This is a genomic window from Corynebacterium sp. 32222D000AT (genome assembly GCF_053546955.1).
This window is the reverse complement of the sequence record NZ_JBPPVW010000015.1, coordinates 1-18,822: the sequence shown is the minus strand read 5'-3', so window position 1 is coordinate 18,822 and position 18,822 is coordinate 1. Positions and strand designations below refer to the sequence as shown.

At 68.7% G+C, this 18,822-nt stretch carries 16 protein-coding genes, 1 tRNA gene and 1 pseudogene; 6 read left to right on the top strand and 12 right to left on the bottom strand.

The window, feature by feature from the left end; genetic code table 11:
* Positions 1-90: 90 nt before the first annotated feature.
* The gene (locus tag ACEE23_RS09115) at positions 91-918 is read left to right on the top strand and encodes a cytochrome c biogenesis CcdA family protein (protein WP_448872104.1); all 828 of its coding nucleotides are present in this window, start codon (positions 91-93) and stop codon (positions 916-918) included.
* A 37-nt stretch (positions 919-955) separates the two neighbouring features.
* Here the strand turns inward: ACEE23_RS09115 and ACEE23_RS09110 are convergent, their stop codons facing one another.
* From ACEE23_RS09110 to ACEE23_RS09100, 3 genes are all read right to left on the bottom strand, one after another.
* Positions 956-1,576: an MBL fold metallo-hydrolase gene (locus tag ACEE23_RS09110; RefSeq protein ID WP_368521552.1), complete on the bottom strand. Its 621-nt coding sequence runs from the start codon at positions 1,574-1,576 to the stop codon at positions 956-958.
* Positions 1,577-1,659: 83 nt separating this feature from the next.
* A complete protein-coding gene (locus ACEE23_RS09105) occupies positions 1,660-2,766 on the bottom strand; it encodes an S-(hydroxymethyl)mycothiol dehydrogenase (RefSeq protein WP_448872102.1) in 1,107 nt (368 codons plus the stop codon).
* Positions 2,767-2,891: 125 nt separating this feature from the next.
* Positions 2,892-3,728 (bottom strand): GDSL-type esterase/lipase family protein, encoded by an 837-nt coding sequence (locus ACEE23_RS09100; protein ID WP_368520456.1) that lies wholly within the window; start codon positions 3,726-3,728, stop codon positions 2,892-2,894.
* Positions 3,729-3,899: 171 nt separating this feature from the next.
* Between ACEE23_RS09100 and ACEE23_RS09095 the strand changes: the two genes are divergently transcribed.
* Complete coding sequence (locus ACEE23_RS09095) at positions 3,900-5,555, top strand: AMP-binding protein (RefSeq protein WP_368521551.1); 1,656 nt, start codon at positions 3,900-3,902, stop codon at positions 5,553-5,555.
* Between the two features lie 103 nt (positions 5,556-5,658).
* On the opposite strand, the gene ACEE23_RS09090 is transcribed toward ACEE23_RS09095, so the two are convergent.
* Positions 5,659-5,731: transfer RNA gene (locus ACEE23_RS09090), tRNA-Thr, on the bottom strand.
* A 79-nt stretch (positions 5,732-5,810) separates the two neighbouring features.
* Positions 5,811-7,022, bottom strand: coding sequence for a DNA polymerase III subunit delta' (locus tag ACEE23_RS09085; protein WP_368521550.1), 1,212 nt, complete (start codon positions 7,020-7,022; stop codon positions 5,811-5,813).
* A gap of 45 nt (positions 7,023-7,067) precedes the next feature.
* Between ACEE23_RS09085 and ACEE23_RS09080 the strand changes: the two genes are divergently transcribed.
* Positions 7,068-8,600 (top strand): adenylate/guanylate cyclase domain-containing protein, encoded by a 1,533-nt coding sequence (locus ACEE23_RS09080; protein WP_368520459.1) that lies wholly within the window; start codon positions 7,068-7,070, stop codon positions 8,598-8,600.
* Between the two features lie 88 nt (positions 8,601-8,688).
* Positions 8,689-9,993, top strand: coding sequence for a DUF418 domain-containing protein (locus tag ACEE23_RS09075; RefSeq protein ID WP_368521549.1), 1,305 nt, complete (start codon positions 8,689-8,691; stop codon positions 9,991-9,993).
* On the opposite strand, the gene topA is transcribed toward ACEE23_RS09075, so the two are convergent.
* Positions 9,953-12,970, bottom strand: coding sequence for a type I DNA topoisomerase (topA, locus tag ACEE23_RS09070; protein ID WP_368521548.1), 3,018 nt, complete (start codon positions 12,968-12,970; stop codon positions 9,953-9,955). The two genes, ACEE23_RS09075 and topA, sit on opposite strands and share 41 nt — an antisense overlap.
* A 379-nt stretch (positions 12,971-13,349) precedes the next feature.
* Here topA and ACEE23_RS09065 point away from each other — a divergent pair, with 379 nt between their 5' ends.
* Positions 13,350-13,979, top strand: coding sequence for a DedA family protein (locus ACEE23_RS09065; RefSeq protein ID WP_368520461.1), 630 nt, complete (start codon positions 13,350-13,352; stop codon positions 13,977-13,979).
* 92 nt (positions 13,980-14,071) lie between these two features.
* Here ACEE23_RS09065 and ACEE23_RS09060 read toward each other — a convergent pair whose 3' ends face one another.
* Entirely contained in the window at positions 14,072-14,278 is a 207-nt protein-coding gene (locus ACEE23_RS09060) for a cold-shock protein (protein ID WP_296202465.1), read from the bottom strand.
* A 255-nt stretch (positions 14,279-14,533) separates the two neighbouring features.
* On the opposite strand from ACEE23_RS09060, the gene ACEE23_RS09055 reads away from it, so the two are divergent.
* The gene (locus ACEE23_RS09055; protein ID WP_368520462.1) at positions 14,534-16,864 is read left to right on the top strand and encodes a DEAD/DEAH box helicase; all 2,331 of its coding nucleotides are present in this window, start codon (positions 14,534-14,536) and stop codon (positions 16,862-16,864) included.
* A gap of 37 nt (positions 16,865-16,901) precedes the next feature.
* Here ACEE23_RS09055 and ACEE23_RS09050 read toward each other — a convergent pair whose 3' ends face one another.
* From ACEE23_RS09050 to ACEE23_RS09030, 5 genes and pseudogenes are all read right to left on the bottom strand, one after another.
* Positions 16,902-17,234: an Rv3654c family TadE-like protein gene (locus tag ACEE23_RS09050; protein ID WP_368520463.1), complete on the bottom strand. Its 333-nt coding sequence runs from the start codon at positions 17,232-17,234 to the stop codon at positions 16,902-16,904.
* On the bottom strand, positions 17,227-17,529 hold the full coding sequence (locus ACEE23_RS09045) for a hypothetical protein (RefSeq protein WP_368520464.1): 303 nt from the start codon (positions 17,527-17,529) through the stop codon (positions 17,227-17,229). Before ACEE23_RS09045 ends, ACEE23_RS09050 begins: the two co-directional genes overlap by 8 nt.
* A gap of 3 nt (positions 17,530-17,532) precedes the next feature.
* Positions 17,533-17,730, bottom strand: coding sequence for a DUF4244 domain-containing protein (locus ACEE23_RS09040; protein ID WP_368521547.1), 198 nt, complete (start codon positions 17,728-17,730; stop codon positions 17,533-17,535).
* A gap of 100 nt (positions 17,731-17,830) precedes the next feature.
* Entirely contained in the window at positions 17,831-18,412 is a 582-nt protein-coding gene (locus tag ACEE23_RS09035; protein ID WP_368520466.1) for a type II secretion system F family protein, read from the bottom strand.
* Positions 18,412-18,822: pseudogene (locus ACEE23_RS09030) on the bottom strand (type II secretion system F family protein); the annotation flags it as partial. The pseudogene ACEE23_RS09030 and the gene ACEE23_RS09035, both read right to left, overlap by 1 nt.

Sequence of the window (18,822 nt, the reverse complement as noted above, 5' to 3'; positions counted from 1 at the left end):
TCTTTGGGCTCGGCCTCGGCAGCGCGCTGGGAGCTTAAAGGGAAGACTTCAAGAGCTTAAAGAGACTTCAGGAGAAAGGAGACGCACCGCATGGTGGAAATCGGCCTGCTGGGTTCCTTCCTGGCCGGGGTCTTGTCGCTGCTCAGCCCCTGCTCCGCGCTGCTGCTACCGGCCTTTTTCGCCTACGCCTTCCGGTCGGTGACCCAGCTGGTGGCCCGGACCGGGGTGTTTTTCTGCGGGCTGGCGGCCGTGCTGGTGCCGGTGGGCACGGGGCTGGGAGGAATCGGCGGCCTGTTTAACCAGCACCGCGAGGCCGTCATCACCGCCGGCGGGGCCGCCATGGTGGCCCTCGGGATCTTTATCGCCCTCGGCGGCGGCTTCACCCTCCCGGGGCTGGGCCGGCTCAGCCAGCAGGCCCGCGGCGACGGCTACGTGAGCGTCTTCTTGCTGGGCTGCGTCTACGGCTTCGCCGGGTTCTGCGCCGGCCCCCTGCTGGGTGCGGTCCTCACCACGGCCGCCGTCAGCGGTTCCTTGGGCTACGGGGCGCTAACGATGCTCTCTTACGCCCTCGGCATGACCATCCCCCTGTTCGTTCTGGCCGCCGCCTGGGATCGCTTCGATCTGGGTCGCCGGCCCTGGCTGCGCGGGCGTCCCCTGCAGCTGGGGCCCATCCGCACCAATTCGCTGTCGGTGCTGGCCGGGGCCCTGTTCGTGGGCATCGGGGTGCTGTTTATCTTCTCCCACGGCACGAGCCTGCTGCCCAGCCCGGTGGGCACCGAGGAGGCCTTTGCCGTGCAGGAATGGGTGGCACGCCTGGCCAGCTGCGTCCCCGACGCTTGGGTGGCCTGCGGGATCAGCGGGGTGGCGGCCGCAGCGGTGGGCCTCAAGGCCGCCCGCACCCCGGCCCCAGCCGGGTAATGTCCAGCCCGGCCCTCCCAGTAATCGCTAGCGGCGCTTAGTAGCCGCGGCGCACGTACTCGTCGATGCGGTCGGCCTCAGCCCCGACCGTGGTGGCATCGCCGTGCCCGGGCAGCACCCGGGTCTCGGCCGGCAGGAAGAAGACGACGTCGCGCAGGGACTCGACGATGACATCGAAGTCGGAGTACTTGCGCCCCGTAGCCCCCGGGCCACCCGAGAAGAGGGTGTCGCCGGAGAGCAGGGTCTCCTCGCCCGGCAGGTAGAGCACCACGCAGCCCGGGGAGTGACCCGGCGTGTGCAGCACGCGGATCTCCTCGCCCTTGAGCAGGAAGCGCTGCCCGTCGTAAAGGTGGAGGTAGGGCTCGTTGCCGTTCGACTCCTGCCACAGGACGTCGTCGTCCGGGTGCAGGTAGACCGGGGCGTTGAAGCGGCGGGCCGCCCGCGGGGCCAGCTCGCAGTGGTCGTTGTGGGCGTGGGTGAGCAGGATGGCGCGTACCTCGCGGTCGCCCACCTGGTCGGCAATCGCGTCCAGATCGTGGGAGGGGTCAACCACCACGACGGAGTCGCCGACCGACAGCACGTAGACGTTGTTGTCGACGTCCCAGCAGCCGCCGTCGAGGCAGAACTTGCCGGAAGTCACCAGGTTTTCAATCCGCATGTGGTTAGTCTCCTTATCGTGCGGTTACTCAGACAGGGGAATCAGGGATCTAGGGGCGTGGAGGCGCGGCCTCAATCTCCGGCCTAGATCTCGACGACCGAACGCAGGACCTTGCCCTCCTGCATGGTGCCGAAGGCGCGCTCGACGTCGTCCAGGGCGATCCGCTCGGAGACGAACTTGTCCAGCGGGAACTGGCCGTTGCGGTGCAGCGAGACGTAGGCAGGGAAGTCGCGCTCCGGCAGGCAGTCGCCGTACCAGGCCGGACGGATGGATCCGCCGCGGCCGTAAAGGTCGATGGCCGGCACGTCGACGTGGTCGGTCAGGTTGGGCACGCCCACCATGACCAGGCGGCCGGCGTGGTCGCGGGAGTAGAAGGCCTGGCGCCAGGTGGGCTGGATGCCCACGGCATCGATAGCCACGTCGACGCCGAAGCCCTCGGTGAGCTCGCGGACGGCGTCGATGACCTCCTGCTCCTCCATGCCGGCGGAGCAGATGGTGTCGGTGGCGCCGAATTCGCGGGCCACGTCCAGCTTGGACTGATCCAGGTCGACCGCGATGATCTTGGCGGCCCCGGCCAGCTTGGCGCCGGCCACCGCCGCGGTGCCCACGCCGCCGCAGCCGAAGACGGCGACCGACTCGCCCAGCTGGACCTCGCCGGTGTTGACGGCCGCGCCGAGGCCGGCCATGATGCCGCAGCCCAGCAGGCCGGCGGCGGCCGGATCCTCGTCCGGATCCACCTTGGTGCACTGGCCCTCGTGGACCAGGGTCTTCTCGGCAAAGGCGCCGATGCCCAGGGCCGGGGTCAGCTCGGTGCCGTCCTCCAGGGTCATGGCCTGGGAGGCGTTGAAGGTGTCGAAGCAGTACTTCGGCTCACCCTTCTTGCAGGCCCGGCACTCGCCGCACACGGCGCGCCAGTTCAGCACCACGAAGTCGCCCTCGGCGACGTGGGCGACGTCCTCGCCGACCGTCTCGACGATGCCGGCCGCCTCGTGGCCGAGCAGGAAGGGGTAGGCGTCTTCGATGTCGCCGTTGCGGTAGGCCAGGTCCGTGTGGCAGACGCCGCAGGCCTGGATCTTGACGACAACGTCATTCGGGCCCGGGGCCGGGATGACAATGTTGACCTTCTCGACTTCCGCGCCCTTCGAACGGGCGATTACACCAGATACAATCTGTTCATTCTTCTCGCTCATACCCGCGAGCCTACCCATGTTTTCACTACCCGGCAGCTAATGAAAACAACCCCCAATTGCCGGGGCAACCAGGGGTTTAGGCGCCCGCTCCTCCCCGCAGAACGGGCGCGGAAGAACGGGCGAGACTACGACGCCGCCAACACGTTCGCGATGTGCTCGTGGCCGCGGGCATTGACGTGCAGCGGCAGGTTGCCGCCGCCCGCGTTGAAGTCCACCAGGCCGGCCCACTTGCGGTTGCCGTCCGGGCCGCACATGCCGGCGTTGCGGGTCGAGGGCTTCAGGTCGACGAACTCGGTGCCGGTCGCGCGGGCCAGGTCGACCTGCATCCACTGGGCCTTGTTCTCAAAGTCGGCGACCTGCGGCAGCGGGGTGCGGTCCCAGGAGGAACCGGCGTGGATCAGGCAGTAGTGGATCCCGTCGCCGATGGTCGGGTAGCCCACGATCTGGATGCGGGCGTTGGGGGCGGCCGCGCGGATGCGGTCGATGAGCGGGCGGTTGAAGCGGACGAACTTGTCCCGGATCTGGGCCTGGTTCAGGTTCGCGTTGTTGTAGGTGTCGTTAAAGCCGGTGGCGTAGATGACGCGCGCCGTCGACGGGTTCAGCGCCCCGCGGGCGATGGCGGTGTCGATCTGCGCGGAAATCTGCGGCCCCGGGGACATGGAGGCCGCCCCGGAGCAGGAGAAATCGCGCACCGGCAGGCCCAGCTTGGCGCCGGTGCGGGCCGCGTAGTTGTTGCCCTTCGGGCAGTTGACCCCCAGCGGGCGCTGGTCGAAGGCGCCGCCGATGCGGTCGCGCAGGTAGGTCCCCATGTCCGGGTCCGCCAGCACCGAGTCCCCGAAGGCGACCAGGTTGCGCTCGGCGGCCTGGGCCTGCGGGGCGGGGGCGGCCAGCAGCGCCGCCAGCAAAGTAAAGACAGAAACAAAGACGGCTAGAACAGGCTTTTTCAGTAAATCGACAGACACGAGCTTCCTTTCTCCGCTACATTCCCCTACAAAAGTACACTATATTCACAGCCACAACGACCGGTACTTATCAATCGCTGCACACACCCCCGGCATTACCGGCGGGTAGCGCCGGGCCACCCCCGCGGCGATATACCGGATGTCAACCCCGTAGCTTTTAGATTGGTATTTATGTCTTTTTCCTCGGCGGCCCACTCCCTGTCCTTCCACTCCCGGGCGCTCGCGCGGCTGGCTGCCAGCCTGGTGCGCACCGGCATCGTCAGCCCCGCCGGAGGGGTGCGCGCCGCCGCGGCCACCCCGGCAATCCTGGCCCGCTACCGCTTCACCACGGCCCGCGAGCTCGAGCAGGGCGCCCGCGCCTGCCCCGACCGGCTGGCGCTCATCGACGACGACGGCACCCTGACCTACCGCCAGCTGCGCGATCAGGCCCGCACCTTCGCCCGCCACCTGCTCTCGCTCGACCTGGACGAGATCCGCCTGGGCGTGATGGCCCGAAACGGGCGCGGCATCATCATCCCGCTGGGCGCGAAGGGCCTGGCCGGCGGCAGCATCTTCCTGCTCAACATCGGCTCCTCGGCCGAGCAGCTAGCCGGCGTCATCGCCGAGAACAAGATCAACGTCCTGGTCATGGACGACGAATTCGTCGACCGCCTGCCCGCCGGCGTCAACGAGACCACCCACGTCATCATCGCCCACGAGTCGGGGCAGGCGCACAAGGCGGGGCGCTGGCCGCGCCTGGCCGACATCGTCCGCCACCCGGAGCGCGTCGATCACCTGCGCCTGCCCGTCCTGCCGCGCCACGGCCACATCGTGCTGATGTCCTCGGGCACCACGGGCATCCCGAAGGGCATCATCCGCAACGAGCCCACCCTGCCGGTGGTGGTCGCCTCCATCATGTCGACCATGCCCTGGCGCGCCGATCAGCGCATCCAGCTGACCGCGTCGATCTTCCACACCTGGGGCTGGGCCTGCCTGAACATCGCGCTGGCGGCCCGCAACACCATCGTCACCCGCCGCGTCTTCGATCCGGTCGCCTGCCTGCGCGACATCCAGCGCTACCGCCTCGACGGGCTGCTGTCCTCCCCCGTGTTCTACCTGCGCATGGTCGAGGCCGATCCCGACGGCGCTTACGATGCCTCCTCGCTGCGCTTCATCGCCTCCTCCGGGCACGCCCTGAGCCCGTCCATCGTGCAGCGGACCATCGACCGGTTCGGCCCCATCCTGTGCAACATCTACGGTTCCACCGAGCTGGCCCTGGCCGCCACCGCCACCGCCGAGCAGATCGCCGCCGATCCCACCATCGGCGGGCAGGTGGCCTCCGGCACCCGCCTGCGCATCCTCGACCGCGAGGGCCACGAGGTCCCCCGCGGCGAGGTGGGAGAAATCTACCTGACCAACTCGACCGCCCTGATCGGCTACACCAACCCCACCATCCAGTCCAAGCAGGCCCAGGGGCTTATCTCCATCGGGGATCTGGGGCGCATCGATGCCGACGGCAACCTGCACGTGGTCGGCCGCGCCGACGACATGATCATCGTGGGCGGCGAGAACGTCCACCCCCAGTCCGTCACCGAGGTCCTCGAGACCATGGACGGCATCCGCGAGCTGCATTCCGCCGGCGTCGAGGATCCGGAGACCTTCGCCCGCGTGGCCGTCTGGGTGGTGCCGGAGGACTCCCCCGCCGGCAAGGAACTGACCGCCGATAAGATCCGCGAGTTCGTGCGCGCCAACCTAGCCGATCACTCCGTGCCCCGCGACGTCCACTTCCTGGACCTGCTGCCGCGCAACGCCACCGGCAAGGTCGTGCCCCGCCAGCTGCCGCGCTAGGCCGGGCCGGGCCGGACTGGGTCGGGCTGGATCGGGCCCGCCGCATGCGAAAACCCGCCGGCCTCCTGGGAAAACCTAGGGAGGCGACGGGTTATTTCACGAGAGCCGCTTGCGAGAATCGAACTCGCGACCTTTTCATTACGAGTGAAACGCTCTACCGACTGAGCTAAAGCGGCCTGCTGGTACCACAGCAGTACTGTGCAGCACCGCAAAGTTTAACCTAGCCGGTCCCCAATCGAGAAATCAGGTCGAGCATCAGGCCCCGCAGGCGCGCCGCAGGCGGCCGACCAGCCCGTCGAAGGCGGTGCCGGGGGCGACGTTGACGGCGATGTGGTTGCGGCAGGTCACGATCGCCTCCTGGCAGGCGACCAGCCCTTCCTCCCCGACGCGCTGGGCCAGCTCCTGGGCCAGGCCGGAAAAGTCCGGGTGGGTCATCTCCACGTCGGCGCCCACCCGCAGCATGAGCGCGTCGCGGTAGATGCCGGCCAGATCCACCAGCGCCAGGTCCAGCAGGTCCCGCACCCGGCGGGTGGCCCGCTTCTTCTGGATCTTTTCCAGATCCTTGACCGCCGATCGCACGTCGCGCTGGGCCTTGGCCGCCCCCTTGCCCTTACCGCCGGCCCCGTAGGCCTTTTCCAGGTCGGCCTTTTCCTTCTCGTCGGCCTCCGCGCCGGCCTCCTTGGACTCCTTCTCAATGGCCTTGATTAGGGCGCCGGCGGCCTGGAAGCCCTGGGCGCCCTGGAAAACCTCCTCGGCCAGGTTGATGGACTGGGCGCGGCGCCGCTGGACCGCGGGATCGGTGACCAGGCGCCGGGCCCGGCCCACGTGGCGCAGGGAGGTCACGGCGGCCAGCCGGGCATCGGATTCGCCGGCGCCTTCGGCCACCAGCTGGCTCACGATGGCCTCCGTCGACGGCGCCGGGATGTACAGGTGCCGGCAGCGCGATCGCAGGGTCTGCGAGAAATCCTCCGGGTCCGCCGAGGGCGCCAGCATGACGATGACCGTGCTGGCCGTGGGCTCCTCGACCGTCTTGAGCAGGGCGTTGGCCGCCCCGTCGGTGAGCCGATCGGCGTTTTCGAAGATGATGACCCGCCAGCGCGCCACCGTCGGGCGCGAGGCCGCCTGGCCGATGATGTCGCGGACCGTGTCCACCGCGATCGATAGCTCCTGGGGGCGCAGGTAGACCAAGTCGGTGTGCCGGCCCTCCTCGAGGATGCCCCGGCAGGACGCGCATTCGCCGCAGCCCAGTTTTTCGCCCCGCTGGCACATCAGCGCCGCGGCGAAGGCGAGCGCAGCCTGGGAGCGGCCGGCCCCGGGAGGCCCGGTGAACAGCCAGGAATGACTCATCGCGCGGGGGTCTGCCCCCGGCAGACCGCGGGCCCCGGCCGCCGCCCGGAGGATGGTGTCCCGGACCGCGGGGGTGTCGGCCAACCGCTGTGCCACATCTGGAGTACTCACCCGCCCCATCCTACTAACCCACAGTGCGGCGGCGAGCGGTTAGAGTATTAAGACATGAGCTCTACTGTGCGGAGACTGCGATGGCTACTGGAGACCCAGTGGCCGATCTATGCCGCCGTCGTCCTCGGGGCTAACATCATCGGGGCCGTGGCCATCATGATGTTCGTCGCGGTATTCCTGCCCATGCCGGAGATCGCCGAATTCAAGGAGAGCGTGCCGGGCCTGGCCTGGATCGGCGTGCTCTACGTGGTCTTCGCGGTCATCGTCGGCATCGCCGTGACCCTGCTGCTGTTTAGGCCGGTGTTGGACTGGCAGCGCAACCCGGACGCGCACGATCCGAACATGGTGCGCAACCTGGTGCTGCGCATCCCCGTCTACCAGGCCGGGGTGGCGGCCGTGGTCTGGGCCATCGGCATCGTCATTTCCGTGATTCTGACCAGTTCCGTCGACGGCCGCCTGGGCCTGGTGGTGGGGCTGTCCACCATCCTGGCCGGCATGGTCGTGGTCCTGCTGACCTACCTGCAGGCCGAGCGCCTGGTCCGCCCGGTCGCCGCCAACGCCCTGGCCCGCCGCTTCGAGGACTCCTCCCTGGAGCCGCCCATCAAGACCCGCCTGACCGCCTCCTGGGCGATGACGGCGGGCGTGCCCATGCTGGGCATCGTCCTGCTCCTGCTGGGGCAGCGCTCCGGCTTTTTTACCTCCGATGCCGACGACCTCATCCCCGCCATCCTGGTCCTGGCGATCACGGCGATGGGCACCGGCTTCATCGGCACCTCCTTCGCCATCATGAGCGTGGTCGATCCCATCCTGGAGCTCCAGGACGCCATCAACCGGGTGCGCCGCGGCGAGCAGAACGTCGAGGTGGACATCTACGACGGATCCGAGCTGGGCGTGCTGCAGGCCGGCTTCAACGAGATGATGAAGGGCCTGCGGGAGCGCCAGCGGGTGCGCGACATCTTCGGCCAGTACGTCGGCACCGAGGTTGCCCAGCGCGCTCTGGAGGAAAGCCCGGAGCTGGGCGGCGAGGACCGCAAGGTCGCCGTGCTGTTCATCGACGTCATCGGTTCGACCACCTTCGCGGTCAACCACACCCCGGAGAAGGTCGTCGAGGAGCTCAACAAGTTCTTCGAGCACGTCGTGACCGTGGTGCACCACAACCACGGCATCATCAATAAGTTCCAGGGCGACGCGGCCCTGGCGGTCTTCGGCGCCCCCATCAACGTCAACGACTCAACCTCGATGGCCCTGCAGGCGGCCCGCGAGCTGCGCCAGGAGCTGCGCAACCTGGAGCTGCAGGCCGGCATCGGGGTGGCCGCCGGGCACGTGGTGGCCGGCCACATCGGCGGCGCCGATCGCTTCGAGTACACCGTCATCGGCGACGCCGTCAACGAGGCCGCCCGCCTGACCGAGCTGGCCAAGGACACCCCGGGCCGCGTGCTCACCAACGCCTCGACCCTGCGCACCGCCAACGAGGCGGAGCAGGCCCGCTGGACCTTCATGAAGTCCATCGAGCTGCGCGGGCGCCGCCGCATGACCCAGCTGGCCCGGCCCATCCGCGCCACCCTGGCCGACCGCGCCGAGCAGTAGCCCGCGCAGTAGCCCGCAACACCGGCCGGGAAAGAGCGCCGGCGACCGCCGCCTGCGCGGCCGGGGCCATTAAGTTATCTTTTTAGGCATGACTCAACCGACTCATAGGCCCCGCATGGTCGTGCCCGACATCGCCCGCGGGCTGGCCCTGCTGGGAATCTGCATCGCCAACATGTCCACCGCCTGGCTGACCCACGGGACCGGACCGGCGGGGATGTTCGGCGGCATCGACGGCGACAGCACGGCCGATAAGGCCGCAGCGCTGTTCGCCGCGATGTTCGCCCACGACCGCGGGCTGCCGATGTTTTCCACCCTGCTGGGCTTCGGCGTAGGCCTTATCACCATGAGCCTGTGGCGCCGCGGCTTCCCGCTGCCGGCTACCCGGTCCGTCATCGTCAAGCGCTACGGCCTTCTGGCCGTCTTCGGTCTGGCCCACGGCATCTTCCTGTTCAGCGGCGACATCATGATGTTCTACGGCCTGTGCGGCATCCTCATCGCGCTCCTGCTGTCGTTGACCGACAAGGTCTTGCTGCGCATCGCCTACGGCCTGCTCGGGCTGGTCAGCGTCGGCGGGGCAACCATCGCCGCCCTTGCGGCCTGGCTGCGCGACGATTTTGCCGGCGCCGATCCCTTCAGCGCGGGGGCAACGGCCCCGGCCGAGACCTTCCTGGGCATGCTGGGCGAGAACCTCATCGTGATGCTGGGCCAGCTGGTCGGAGCCCCGCTGTTTATGCTGATGTACCTGCCGGTGATGCTGGTCGGCTTCGTCTGGGCCCGCCGGGGCGTGCTCGCCGACGTCGACGCCCACCGCGGCACCCTGCTGGCCTGGACCGGCATCGCCGCCGCCGTCGTGCTACTTATCGGGCTGCCCTGGGGGCTGTGCGCCATCGGGGTCCTGCCCGACAACCTCACCCCGGTGTTCGCGGCCCTCAACTTCACCGTCGGCATCCTGAGCGGGCCTGGCATCCTCGCCGCAGTCGCGCTCGTGCTCAACCCGGTGCAAAAGGCCGTCTCCACCGGCGCGGCGATGCCGCGGTGGCTGTGGCCGTTCAGCGCCCTGGGCAAGCGCTCGATGAGCGGCTACGTCATGCAGTCCGTCATCCTGCTGGCGCTGACCTTCCCGTTCACCGCCGGCATCGGCGCCGACTTTAGCGCCGCCCAGATGCTGGGCCTGGCCTTTGTCACCTGGCTTATCACCCTGGTGCTGGCTTGCGTTTTGGAGGCGCTGGGCGCGCCCGGCCCGCTGGAATGGGCCCACCGGCGCCTGGCCTACGGGCCGACCCGGCGGGCCGAGCTGCCGGCCAAGTACCGCACGCCGCAGGCGCCCGGCACGCCTGACGCGGCCAACTCGCCTACTTCGACCGGCGAGAACCCGCCTTCACCACGTTCTTAGTGCCCGGCGACGGCTTCTTGGCCGTCTTCTTCGTCGACTTTTTAGTCGACTTCTTGCCGGCCTTCTTGGTCGATTTCTTAGTCGACTTCTTGGTCGTCTTTTTGCTCGACTTCTTGCCCGCCTTCTTGCTGGCCTTGGAACCGCCGTTGGCGGCCTCCTTGGCACGACGCTCCGAGAGCAGCTCGTTGGCGCGCGCGTCGGTCATGGCCTCGGGCTTATCGCCCTTGCGCAGGGAAGCGTTGGTGGTCCCGTCGGTGACGTAGGGGCCGAAGCGGCCGTCCTTGACCGTCATCGGCTTGCCGGAGACGTCGTTGTCGCCCAGCTGCTTCAGCGGCGGCTGCGCGGCCTGGCGGCCCCGGCGCTTCGGCTCCGCGTAGATGCGGCGGGCCTCGTCCAGAGTGATGCTGAAGATCTGCTCCTCGTTGGCCAGCGACCTAGAATCCGTCCCCTTCTTCAGGTAGGGGCCGTAGCGGCCGTTCTGGGCCGTGATGACCTCCCCGTCGGACGGGTCCACGCCCACCTCGCGGGGCAGGGAGAGCAGCTTGAGGGCCTCGTCCAGGGTGACCTCGGAGGGTTCCATCGAGCTAAACAGCGAGGCCGTGCCCGGCTTCAGCTTCTCGTCGATGTACTGGGCGACCCGCTTTTCCTTCTGCTTGGCCGCGGTCTTGGTCTCCCAGTTCTTGGCGCGCTTGCCCTCGGCCGCCCGCTGCGCGTCCTCCTCGGCGCGCTCCTTGGCGACAACCTCCTCGGCCTCTGCCTCCGCCGTGGCGCGCTCGTCGTCGCGGACCACCTCGGTCACGTACGGGCCGAAGCGGCCCTCCTTCGCCACCACCATGCGGCCGTTGGCCGGGTTCTCGCCCAGCTCGCGGCCGCCCTGCGGGGTGGCAAACAGCTTTTCGGCCAGCTGCTCGGTCAGCTCGTCCGGGGTGGTGGTCTCCGAGAGGTTGGCGCGCTGGTAGACCGGCTCCCCGGTCTCCTCGTCGCGGCCGATGACGCGCTCGATGTAGGGGCCGTAGCGGCCCACGCGGACCACCACGTCCCGGCCCTCGGAGTCGGTGTAGAGCTTCAGGGAGTTGACCTGGCGGGCATCGATCTGCTCCAGGTTGACGTCGATGAGCGACTTCAGGCCGCCGTGGCGCGCCACCGATGCCGCCTTCTGCTGGCCCACCTGCGCGTTGCCGAAGTAGAAGTCCTTCAGCCACTGGGTGCGGTCCTGGTTGCCGGCCGCGATGGCGTCCAGCTCGTCCTCCATCGAGGAGGTGAAGTCGTAGTCCACCAGCTCGGTGAAGTTGTTCTCCAGCAGACCGGTGACCGCAAAGGCCACCCAGCTGGGCACCAGGGCGTTGCCGCGGGAGACGACGTACCCGCGGTCCTGGATGGTCTTGATGATGGACGCGTACGTCGACGGGCGGCCGATGCCCAGGTCCTCCATCTTCTTGACCAGGCTGGCCTCGGTGTAGCGGGCCGGCGGGTTGGTCGAGTGGCCCTCGGCCTTGAGATCGGCGATGGTCAGGCCCTGGCCCTCGCGCAGCTGGGGCAGGCGCTTGCTGGCGTCGTCCTTGTCATTCTTGCGGCCCTTGCCCGGGTTGCTCGGGTCCTCGTAGGCCTTCAGGAAGCCGGGGAAGGTGATGGTGCGGCCGGTGGCGGTGAAGTCCACCTCGTTGCCGGTGGCGGCCGTGCCGGCCACCGTGACCTTCATGGACGTACCCTTGGCGTCCTCCATCTGGCAGGCGACGGTGCGCTTCCAGATGAGGTCGTAGAGGCGGAACTCCTCCGCGTCCAGCTGGCCGGACAGCTGCCCCGGGGTGGCGAAGGACTCGCCGGCCGGGCGGATGGCCTCGTGGGCCTCCTGGGAGTTTTTGACCTTGCGGTCGTAAACGCGCGGGGAGCTAGCCACGTATTCCTGGCCGTAGATGCTGGTCGCGGCGTTGCGGGCCGCGTTCAGCCCCTGCTTGGACAGCGAGGTGGAGTCGGTACGCATATAGGTGATGTGACCGTTTTCGTAGAGGCGCTGCGCAATGCGCATGGTGCGCTCCGACGTGAAGTGCAGGCGCCGGCCCGCCTCCTGCTGCAGGGTCGAGGTCATAAACGGCGGGTAGGGCTTGCGGGTATAGGGCTTGTGCTCCACGCTGGCCACGCTCACCGACTGGCCGTTCAGCCCGTCGGCCAGGGCCTCGGCCTGCTCCTGGCCCAGCACCACGACGTCGTCGTTCTTGACGCGCCCGCGGTCGTCGAAGTCGCGGCCGACGGCCACGCGCTGGCCATCAACGGCCGCCAGGCGGGCGGAGAAGGTCCGCGGCTCCTCGGATCCGCTGTTGCCGGTGTCCAGGTCGGCGGCCAGGTCCCAGTAGTCGGCGGCGATGAACGCCATGCGCTCGCGCTCGCGCTCGACGATGACGCGGGTGGCCACCGACTGCACGCGGCCGGCCGACAGGCGCGGCATGACCTTCTTCCACAGCACCGGGGAGACCTCGTAGCCGTAGAGGCGGTCCAGGATGCGTCGGGTCTCCTGGGCATCGATGAGGTTCTCGTCCAGCTCGCGGGTGTTTTCGGCCGCCTCCAGGATGGCGGACTTGGTGATCTCGTTGAAGACCATGCGGCGCACCGGCACCTTGGGCTTGAGCACCTCGAGCAGGTGCCAAGCGATGGCCTCGCCCTCGCGGTCGGGGTCTGTTGCGAGGAAGAGCTGATCGCACTGCTTCAGCTTGGCCTTGAGGTCCGCGACCTTTTTCTTCTTGTCAGCGCTGATCACGTACAGCGGCGTGAAGTCGTCCTCCGGGTTCACGCCCAAGCGCGCCCAGGACTCCTTCTTGTATTTCGCCGGTACGTCTGCCGCCCCGCGGGGAAGATCCCGGATGTGGCCGACCGAGGCTTCGACTATGTAGTCGTCGCCCAAATACGGCTGGATCTTTTTCGCCTTGGTCGCCGACTCTACGATGACCAGGGTCTTGCCCGACGTGTCGGAAGCTTCTGCCACTTCGACTTCATCCCTTTCGAGGCTTTCTCACACGAGACTTACGCTGTCCGCCCCGCCTTGGGCGCCGCGCGCTTTTAGCTTCCGAGCTTTCGCGCGCCGCATCCCAGGCAAGGCCAAGTGCCCCTAGCCTACACAGAGCCAAAACCGGCTACACAGTAATACAGTATTTAATGGGGCCACTTCCGAACTGTTTATCACTTGTCTAGCCCCGAAACCAACATTTACCGCCCCAACGGGGGCATAACCCATGGGGTATAGCGTTGGCCGGCGGTGGGTGTATCCTGCACTATTGAACTTGTTAATCGCGGACCGTCCCGGGCGCTTGTCCCCTCCGCGCCAGCGCGCACGGCCCGACTACACAAAGGAGGTGGCCTGCCTCATGGTGGACTCAATCCTGCAGGTCATCGAGTCGATTATGACCACCGACTGGGTGTACCCGGTCATCGGCTGCCTCATCTTCTTCGACTGCTTCTTCCCCGTCCTGCCGTCTGAAATCCCCCTGAACCTGGTGGGGGCCTGGGCCGGCAGCCAAGGGGTCCCGTCCGTGACCGTGATGTTTTTCACGGCCCTGTTCGCTGCCATCCTCGGCGACAACCTGTGTTTCCTGCTGGGCACCCGCTTCATGCCGTACGTGCAGCGCCTGCGGCGCGGGTCCAAGGCCTACGAGGGCCTCCTGTGGGTCAAGCGCCACATGCGGCGCAGCGGCGGGGCCGCCATCATCATCGCCCGCTTCATCCCTTCGGCGCGCCTGCTCATGACCATCCTGCTGGGATCGGTGCGCTACCCGTGGCCGCTGTTTTTCTTCTTCGACAGCATCGGCGTGGCCATCTGGGCCTTCCAGGCCCTGGCCATCGGCTACCTGGGCGGCATGGCCTTTTCGGATTCCCCCCTGGTGGCCATGCTGGTCAGTATCGTGGCCGCGGTGGTCATCGGCTTCGCCATCCAGTGGCTGCAAAACCGCATCCTGGACTGGAAGGACACCCGCAACGGCTACGCCGAGACCCCCTAAAACTCCCCTGCCGCCTGACCCTACGTAATAAAAAAGCTTTCGCCCCGCACCTTAAAAACAGGTAGCGAGGCGAAAGCCGGAGGCTTCGCGCCTTAGGAGATGACGGTAACGCCCTGGGCCTGCGGGCCCTTGGCGCCTTCGCCGACCTCGAAGGAGACCTTCTGGTTCTCCTCCAGGGTGCGGAAGCCGCCGCCCTGGATCTCGGAGTAGTGCACGAAGACGTCTGCGGATCCATCCTCCGGAGCGATGAAGCCGTAGCCCTTTTCAGCGTTAAACCACTTGACGGTTCCCTGTGCCATTATGTACCTCTTTCGGCGTATATAGGGATGTGTTGAACTTTTTCGAAGTGGTCGAGGCGTCGAACCTCTCTGCTGGTTAAGCCAGAAAGTGCCCGCGTTTTCCAAAATCTTTCACGAGCACCTAAATCTAAACACTGCGCTAAGAAATCTTCGACCACTGGTAAGTGTGACACGTTTTGGCGCCGCGCGATAGTCTTGGGAGGCTTTATTGACTAAAATTCTTGGTATTTTTCCACCCGGAAAGGGGTATGCGCGATGGTAGCTGAGTCCCCGAACCCGCTGGGCGCGGAGCTCGCGGAGATTCTCACCCGCCGCTTCCCGGAGTCGGAGTGCACCCACCTGACCACGCTGCCGCCCCGCCCGGCCGAGTACGCGGACTGGCCCGCCTGGGTGGACCCTGGGCTCAAGGAGCTGCTGGTCGATGCCGGCATCGGCCAGCTCTACAGCCACCAGGCCGCCACGGCTCAGGCGGCGTGGGAGGGCCACGACGTCGTGGTAGCCACCGGCACCTCCTCCGGTAAGTCGCTGGGCTACCAGCTGCCCATCCTGACCCGGCTGGCGGCCAACCCGACGGCCTGCGCGCTGTACCTGACCCCCACCAAGGCGCTGGGATCGGATCAGCTGCTGGCCGCCGGGCGCCTGGCCGGCTGGGCCAACCCGGCGCCTTATGACGGCGACACCCCGGCCGAGGCCCGCGCCGGCATCCGGGACAATTCCCGGTTCGTCTTCTCGACCCCGGACATGGTGCACGTCTCACTGCTGGCCGCCCACCAGCGCTGGGCGCGGTTCTTGCGGCACCTGGAATTCATCGTCATCGACGAGTGCCACTCCTACCGCGGGGTCTTCGGGGCCAATATCGCGCTGGTGCTGCGCCGCCTGTTGCGCCTGTGCCGCCACTACGGGGCGAACCCCACCATCATCGCGGCCTCGGCCACCATGCGGGATCCGGCCCGCCACCTGGAGCGGCTCACCGGCCGGCCGGCGCAGGCCGTGACCGCCGACGGGGCGCCGACCGGGGCGCGCACCATCATGCTGTGGGAGCCCGGCTTCCTCGACGAGAACACGCGCCGCGCCGCCACCTCCGAGGCCGCCGACATCATGGCGACCCTGGTGGCCGAGGGCGCGCGCACCCTGACCTTCGTGCGCTCCCGGCGCGCCGCCGAGCTGGTCTCCATGCTCTGCCAGGAGGAGCTATCCGGCCGCCTGGGCCGGGCCGACTTCGCCCGGCGCATCGCCTCCTACCGGGCCGGCTACCTCGCCGAGGACCGCCGCGCCCTGGAGGCCGGCCTCGACGACGGGAGCCTGCTGGGGGTGGCCACCACCTCGGCGCTGGAGCTGGGCATCGACGTCGGCACCCTGGACGCGGTGGTCACGGCCGGTTTCCCCGGCACCGTCGCCAGCTTCTGGCAGCAGGCCGGCCGGGCCGGGCGCCGCGGCCAGGGTTCCCTGGTGGTCCTGGTCGCCCGCGACGAGCCGATGGACACCTACCTGGTCCACCACCCGGCCGCCCTGCTGGAGCGCGACGTGGAGGCCAGCGTGTTCAACCCGCGCAACCCCTACCTGCTCTACGGCCACCTCTACTGCGCGGCCGTGGAGCTGCCGCTCAGCGATGCCGAGGCCGCCTTTGCCCCCGACGTCGTCGAGGCGCTAGCCCGCGACGGACTCATCAAGAAGCGGGCCCGCGGCTGGTTCCCCACCCCGCAGCTGGAGGGTGAGTGGCGCCCCGAGACCGCCCACGGGCAGGTGGCCCTGCGCGGCGGGGCGGGCCAGGAGGTCATGATCGTCGACAGCTCGGACGGGCGCCTGCTGGGCACCGTCGATGCCGCCCGGGCCGCCGCCCAGGTCCACCCCGGCGCGGTCTACCTGCACCAGGGCGAGACCTTCGTCATCGAGGACCTCGACCTGGACGACTACGTGGCCCTGGCGCGCCCCGACGTGCCGGACTATTCCACCCAGGCCCACTCCACCACCGACATCCGGATCCTGTCCGGGGCCGGGCCGGACGAGCTCATCAACTACTCGCCCGGACTGTGGGTGGCCAACGTGGAAGTCGAGGTCACCAACCAGGTCACCGGGTACGTGGTCCGCCTGCCGGACGGCACCGTGGGCGAGGAGGTGCCGCTGGAGATGCCGGAGCAGAGCCTGCGCACCCGCGCGGTGGCTTATACCATCGACCCGCTGGTTCTGGACAAGATCGGGGTCACCGCGGCCGATACCCCGGGCACCCTGCATGCCGCCGAGCACGCCGCCATCGGGCTGCTGCCGCTGCTGGCCACCTGCGATCGCTGGGACATCGGCGGGGTCTCGACGGCCCGGCACCTGGATACCCAGCTGCCCACCGTCTTCGTCTACGACGGCCACCCCGGCGGGGCCGGCTTCGCCGACGAGGGCTTCCGCCGCTTCCCAGAGTGGATCGAGGCCACCTTCGAGGCCGTGCGCTCCTGCGGCTGCGAGTCGGGCTGCCCGTCGTGCGTGCAGTCGCCCAAGTGCGGCAACGGCAACAACCCCCTCGACAAGGCCGGGGCCCTGAAACTGCTGGGAGCCCTGGTCACGATGACGCAGGGCTCCACGGCTGGGTCGGAGTGATACTTATTCGGAGTGTTACTGGATTAGCGCGGGCGCACTAGGCGGGCCCGGCCTTGGCCTGGGCGCCGCGCCAGCGCACCGACGCGCCGACCACGACGTCGCGGCCGGAAACGGTGCACCGGTCCAGGCGGGCGGCGTTGTCTTCGGCCGTGCGCCGGGCCGCCGGGCAGGCATCACCGCCGGTGGCCAGCGCATACGCCCCGGCGACCGCGGCGAGATCCGCCGCCACCTGAGCCTCGTGGCGGGCGATGACGTGCGCGGCGATCCCCGCCACGGCCAGCAAGACGCTGGCTAAGGCCACGATGATTCCGGCCGCGGTCACGGTGGCGTAGCCGTCCTCCTGCCCGCGCGCCGAGACCGGGCTATTCACCGGAGACCTCCGCCGGGAAGACGGCGGTGTGGCTCATCGTGCCCAGCGCCGCCGGCACGCGGGCCTCGGCCGTGACCAGCCCGCCCGACTCGTTGACCACGACCTCGATATCGCCCCGGGGCGGGACGTAGTCCACGCCGATGGCGTGGGCGCGGGCGGCCGCCCCGGCGGTATCGACGGCGGTCAAGTGCGCGGCCAGCGTCGCGATGCCGCCCAGGATGGCGGCGGCCACGATGACCAGGCTGGACAAGGCCAGGGCGGCCTCGATGCTGACGGAACCGGAATCATCGCGCATGGTTTAGCCCGGGGTGTTGGAGAGGGCGTCGGTGATAATCCCCTCGATGGCGTCGGAGACCCCGCCGCTGTTGATGACCATGTAGAGCACCGCCGCCAGGGCCGCGGCCCCCAGGCTCCCCATGGCGTATTCGATGGTCGACATCCCGTCCTCGTTGCCCAGGACCGAGACCTTCTTGCGCAGGTAGGTGGTAATTTTCATGGTATTTTCCCTTTCTTTCTTGGCTTCTGAGTGTCAGTTGGTTGGTGGAATGTGGTTGGTTGAATGGTCGTGCGAACAGGAACAGGTCGAAGCTGCCCGGTTAAAGCAGCTGCGCGCCGAGGCTTATCACCACCGGCACCAAGCCCAGCACCACGAAGGCGGGCAGGAAACACACGGCCAGCGGCAGGGCGACGAAGACGCCGGCCCGCTCCGCCGCCGCGGTCGCCTGGGCCTGCGCATCCACCCGCAGCGTGTGGCTGATGCGCTCACAGCCCCGCGCGATCGCCGCGCCGGACTGCCCGGACATGACCACGAGGCGGGCGAGCTCATCGATGCCCAGCCGCCCCCAGGCCCGCTGCCCCCGGGCCCCCACCGCCAGCAGCGCGGCCACCGCGCCCCAGCGCTCGGATAGTTGGCCTACCCGGGCCAGGGCGCCGGCCGCCTGCTGGGTGGACAGCCCGGCCCGCAGGCAAGCGGCGAAGAGCTCGACGTCGCTGGCGACATCCAGCGGGTCGGGCCCCTGCCGCGTGGTGAGGCGCTCCGAAATCCCCCGCAGGAGCGCCGATGGGCCATCGCGCGGGGTCTTCGGTATGACCCGGGCACCTGCCGCCGTGGGCAGGCACGCCACCGCCGCGGCCAGCAACAGCAAGGACAGCCCTCCAGAAAACGCCAGTGACGACATCAGCCCGCCGCCTTCCCGATGATGTAGCGCGACCACGCGAACCCGGCGCAGGCCAGCACCACCCCTAAGACCAGCAGGACGCCGCCCAGCCCGCCGCCGAAGAGGAAGCCGACTGGGTCGGCGCCCATCACCACGCCCATGGCGATCCCCGCCAGCGGCAGGCAGGTCAGGACGTAGGCGGTGGCCTGCGGGCCCTGCAGGCTCGACCGGGTGGCCTGGGCGTGCCGGCGGGCGGCGTCGAAGCGCGCCTGCGCGCTTTCCATCAGGCGGGCCAGGGGGATGCCGTAGTCGTCGCTGAGCGCGCACAGCTGGGCCAGGCCGCGCAGCTGCGGGCTGGCCTGCAGCACCTGCGGGAGGCTGCCGCCGCGGGCGGCGACCACCCCGGCGCTGACTAACACGTCGCGCAGCCC

Excerpts from the sequence above, each read along its gene's own strand:
- ACEE23_RS09115 (WP_448872104.1), top strand. The coding sequence starts at position 91 with ATGGTGGAAATCGGCCTGCTGGGTTCCTTCCTGGCCGGGGTCTTGTCG.
- ACEE23_RS09110 (WP_368521552.1), bottom strand. The coding sequence starts at position 1,576 with ATGCGGATTGAAAACCTGGTGACTTCCGGCAAGTTCTGCCTCGACGGC.
- ACEE23_RS09105 (WP_448872102.1), bottom strand. The coding sequence starts at position 2,766 with ATGAGCGAGAAGAATGAACAGATTGTATCTGGTGTAATCGCCCGTTCG.
- ACEE23_RS09095 (WP_368521551.1), top strand. The coding sequence starts at position 3,900 with ATGTCTTTTTCCTCGGCGGCCCACTCCCTGTCCTTCCACTCCCGGGCG.
- ACEE23_RS09085 (WP_368521550.1), bottom strand. The coding sequence starts at position 7,022 with ATGGGGCGGGTGAGTACTCCAGATGTGGCACAGCGGTTGGCCGACACC.
- ACEE23_RS09080 (WP_368520459.1), top strand. The coding sequence starts at position 7,068 with ATGAGCTCTACTGTGCGGAGACTGCGATGGCTACTGGAGACCCAGTGG.
- ACEE23_RS09075 (WP_368521549.1), top strand. The coding sequence starts at position 8,689 with ATGACTCAACCGACTCATAGGCCCCGCATGGTCGTGCCCGACATCGCC.
- ACEE23_RS09065 (WP_368520461.1), top strand. The coding sequence starts at position 13,350 with ATGGTGGACTCAATCCTGCAGGTCATCGAGTCGATTATGACCACCGAC.
- ACEE23_RS09060 (WP_296202465.1), bottom strand. The coding sequence starts at position 14,278 with ATGGCACAGGGAACCGTCAAGTGGTTTAACGCTGAAAAGGGCTACGGC.
- ACEE23_RS09055 (WP_368520462.1), top strand. The coding sequence starts at position 14,534 with ATGGTAGCTGAGTCCCCGAACCCGCTGGGCGCGGAGCTCGCGGAGATT.
- ACEE23_RS09045 (WP_368520464.1), bottom strand. The coding sequence starts at position 17,529 with ATGCGCGATGATTCCGGTTCCGTCAGCATCGAGGCCGCCCTGGCCTTG.
- ACEE23_RS09040 (WP_368521547.1), bottom strand. The coding sequence starts at position 17,730 with ATGAAAATTACCACCTACCTGCGCAAGAAGGTCTCGGTCCTGGGCAAC.
- ACEE23_RS09035 (WP_368520466.1), bottom strand. The coding sequence starts at position 18,412 with ATGTCGTCACTGGCGTTTTCTGGAGGGCTGTCCTTGCTGTTGCTGGCC.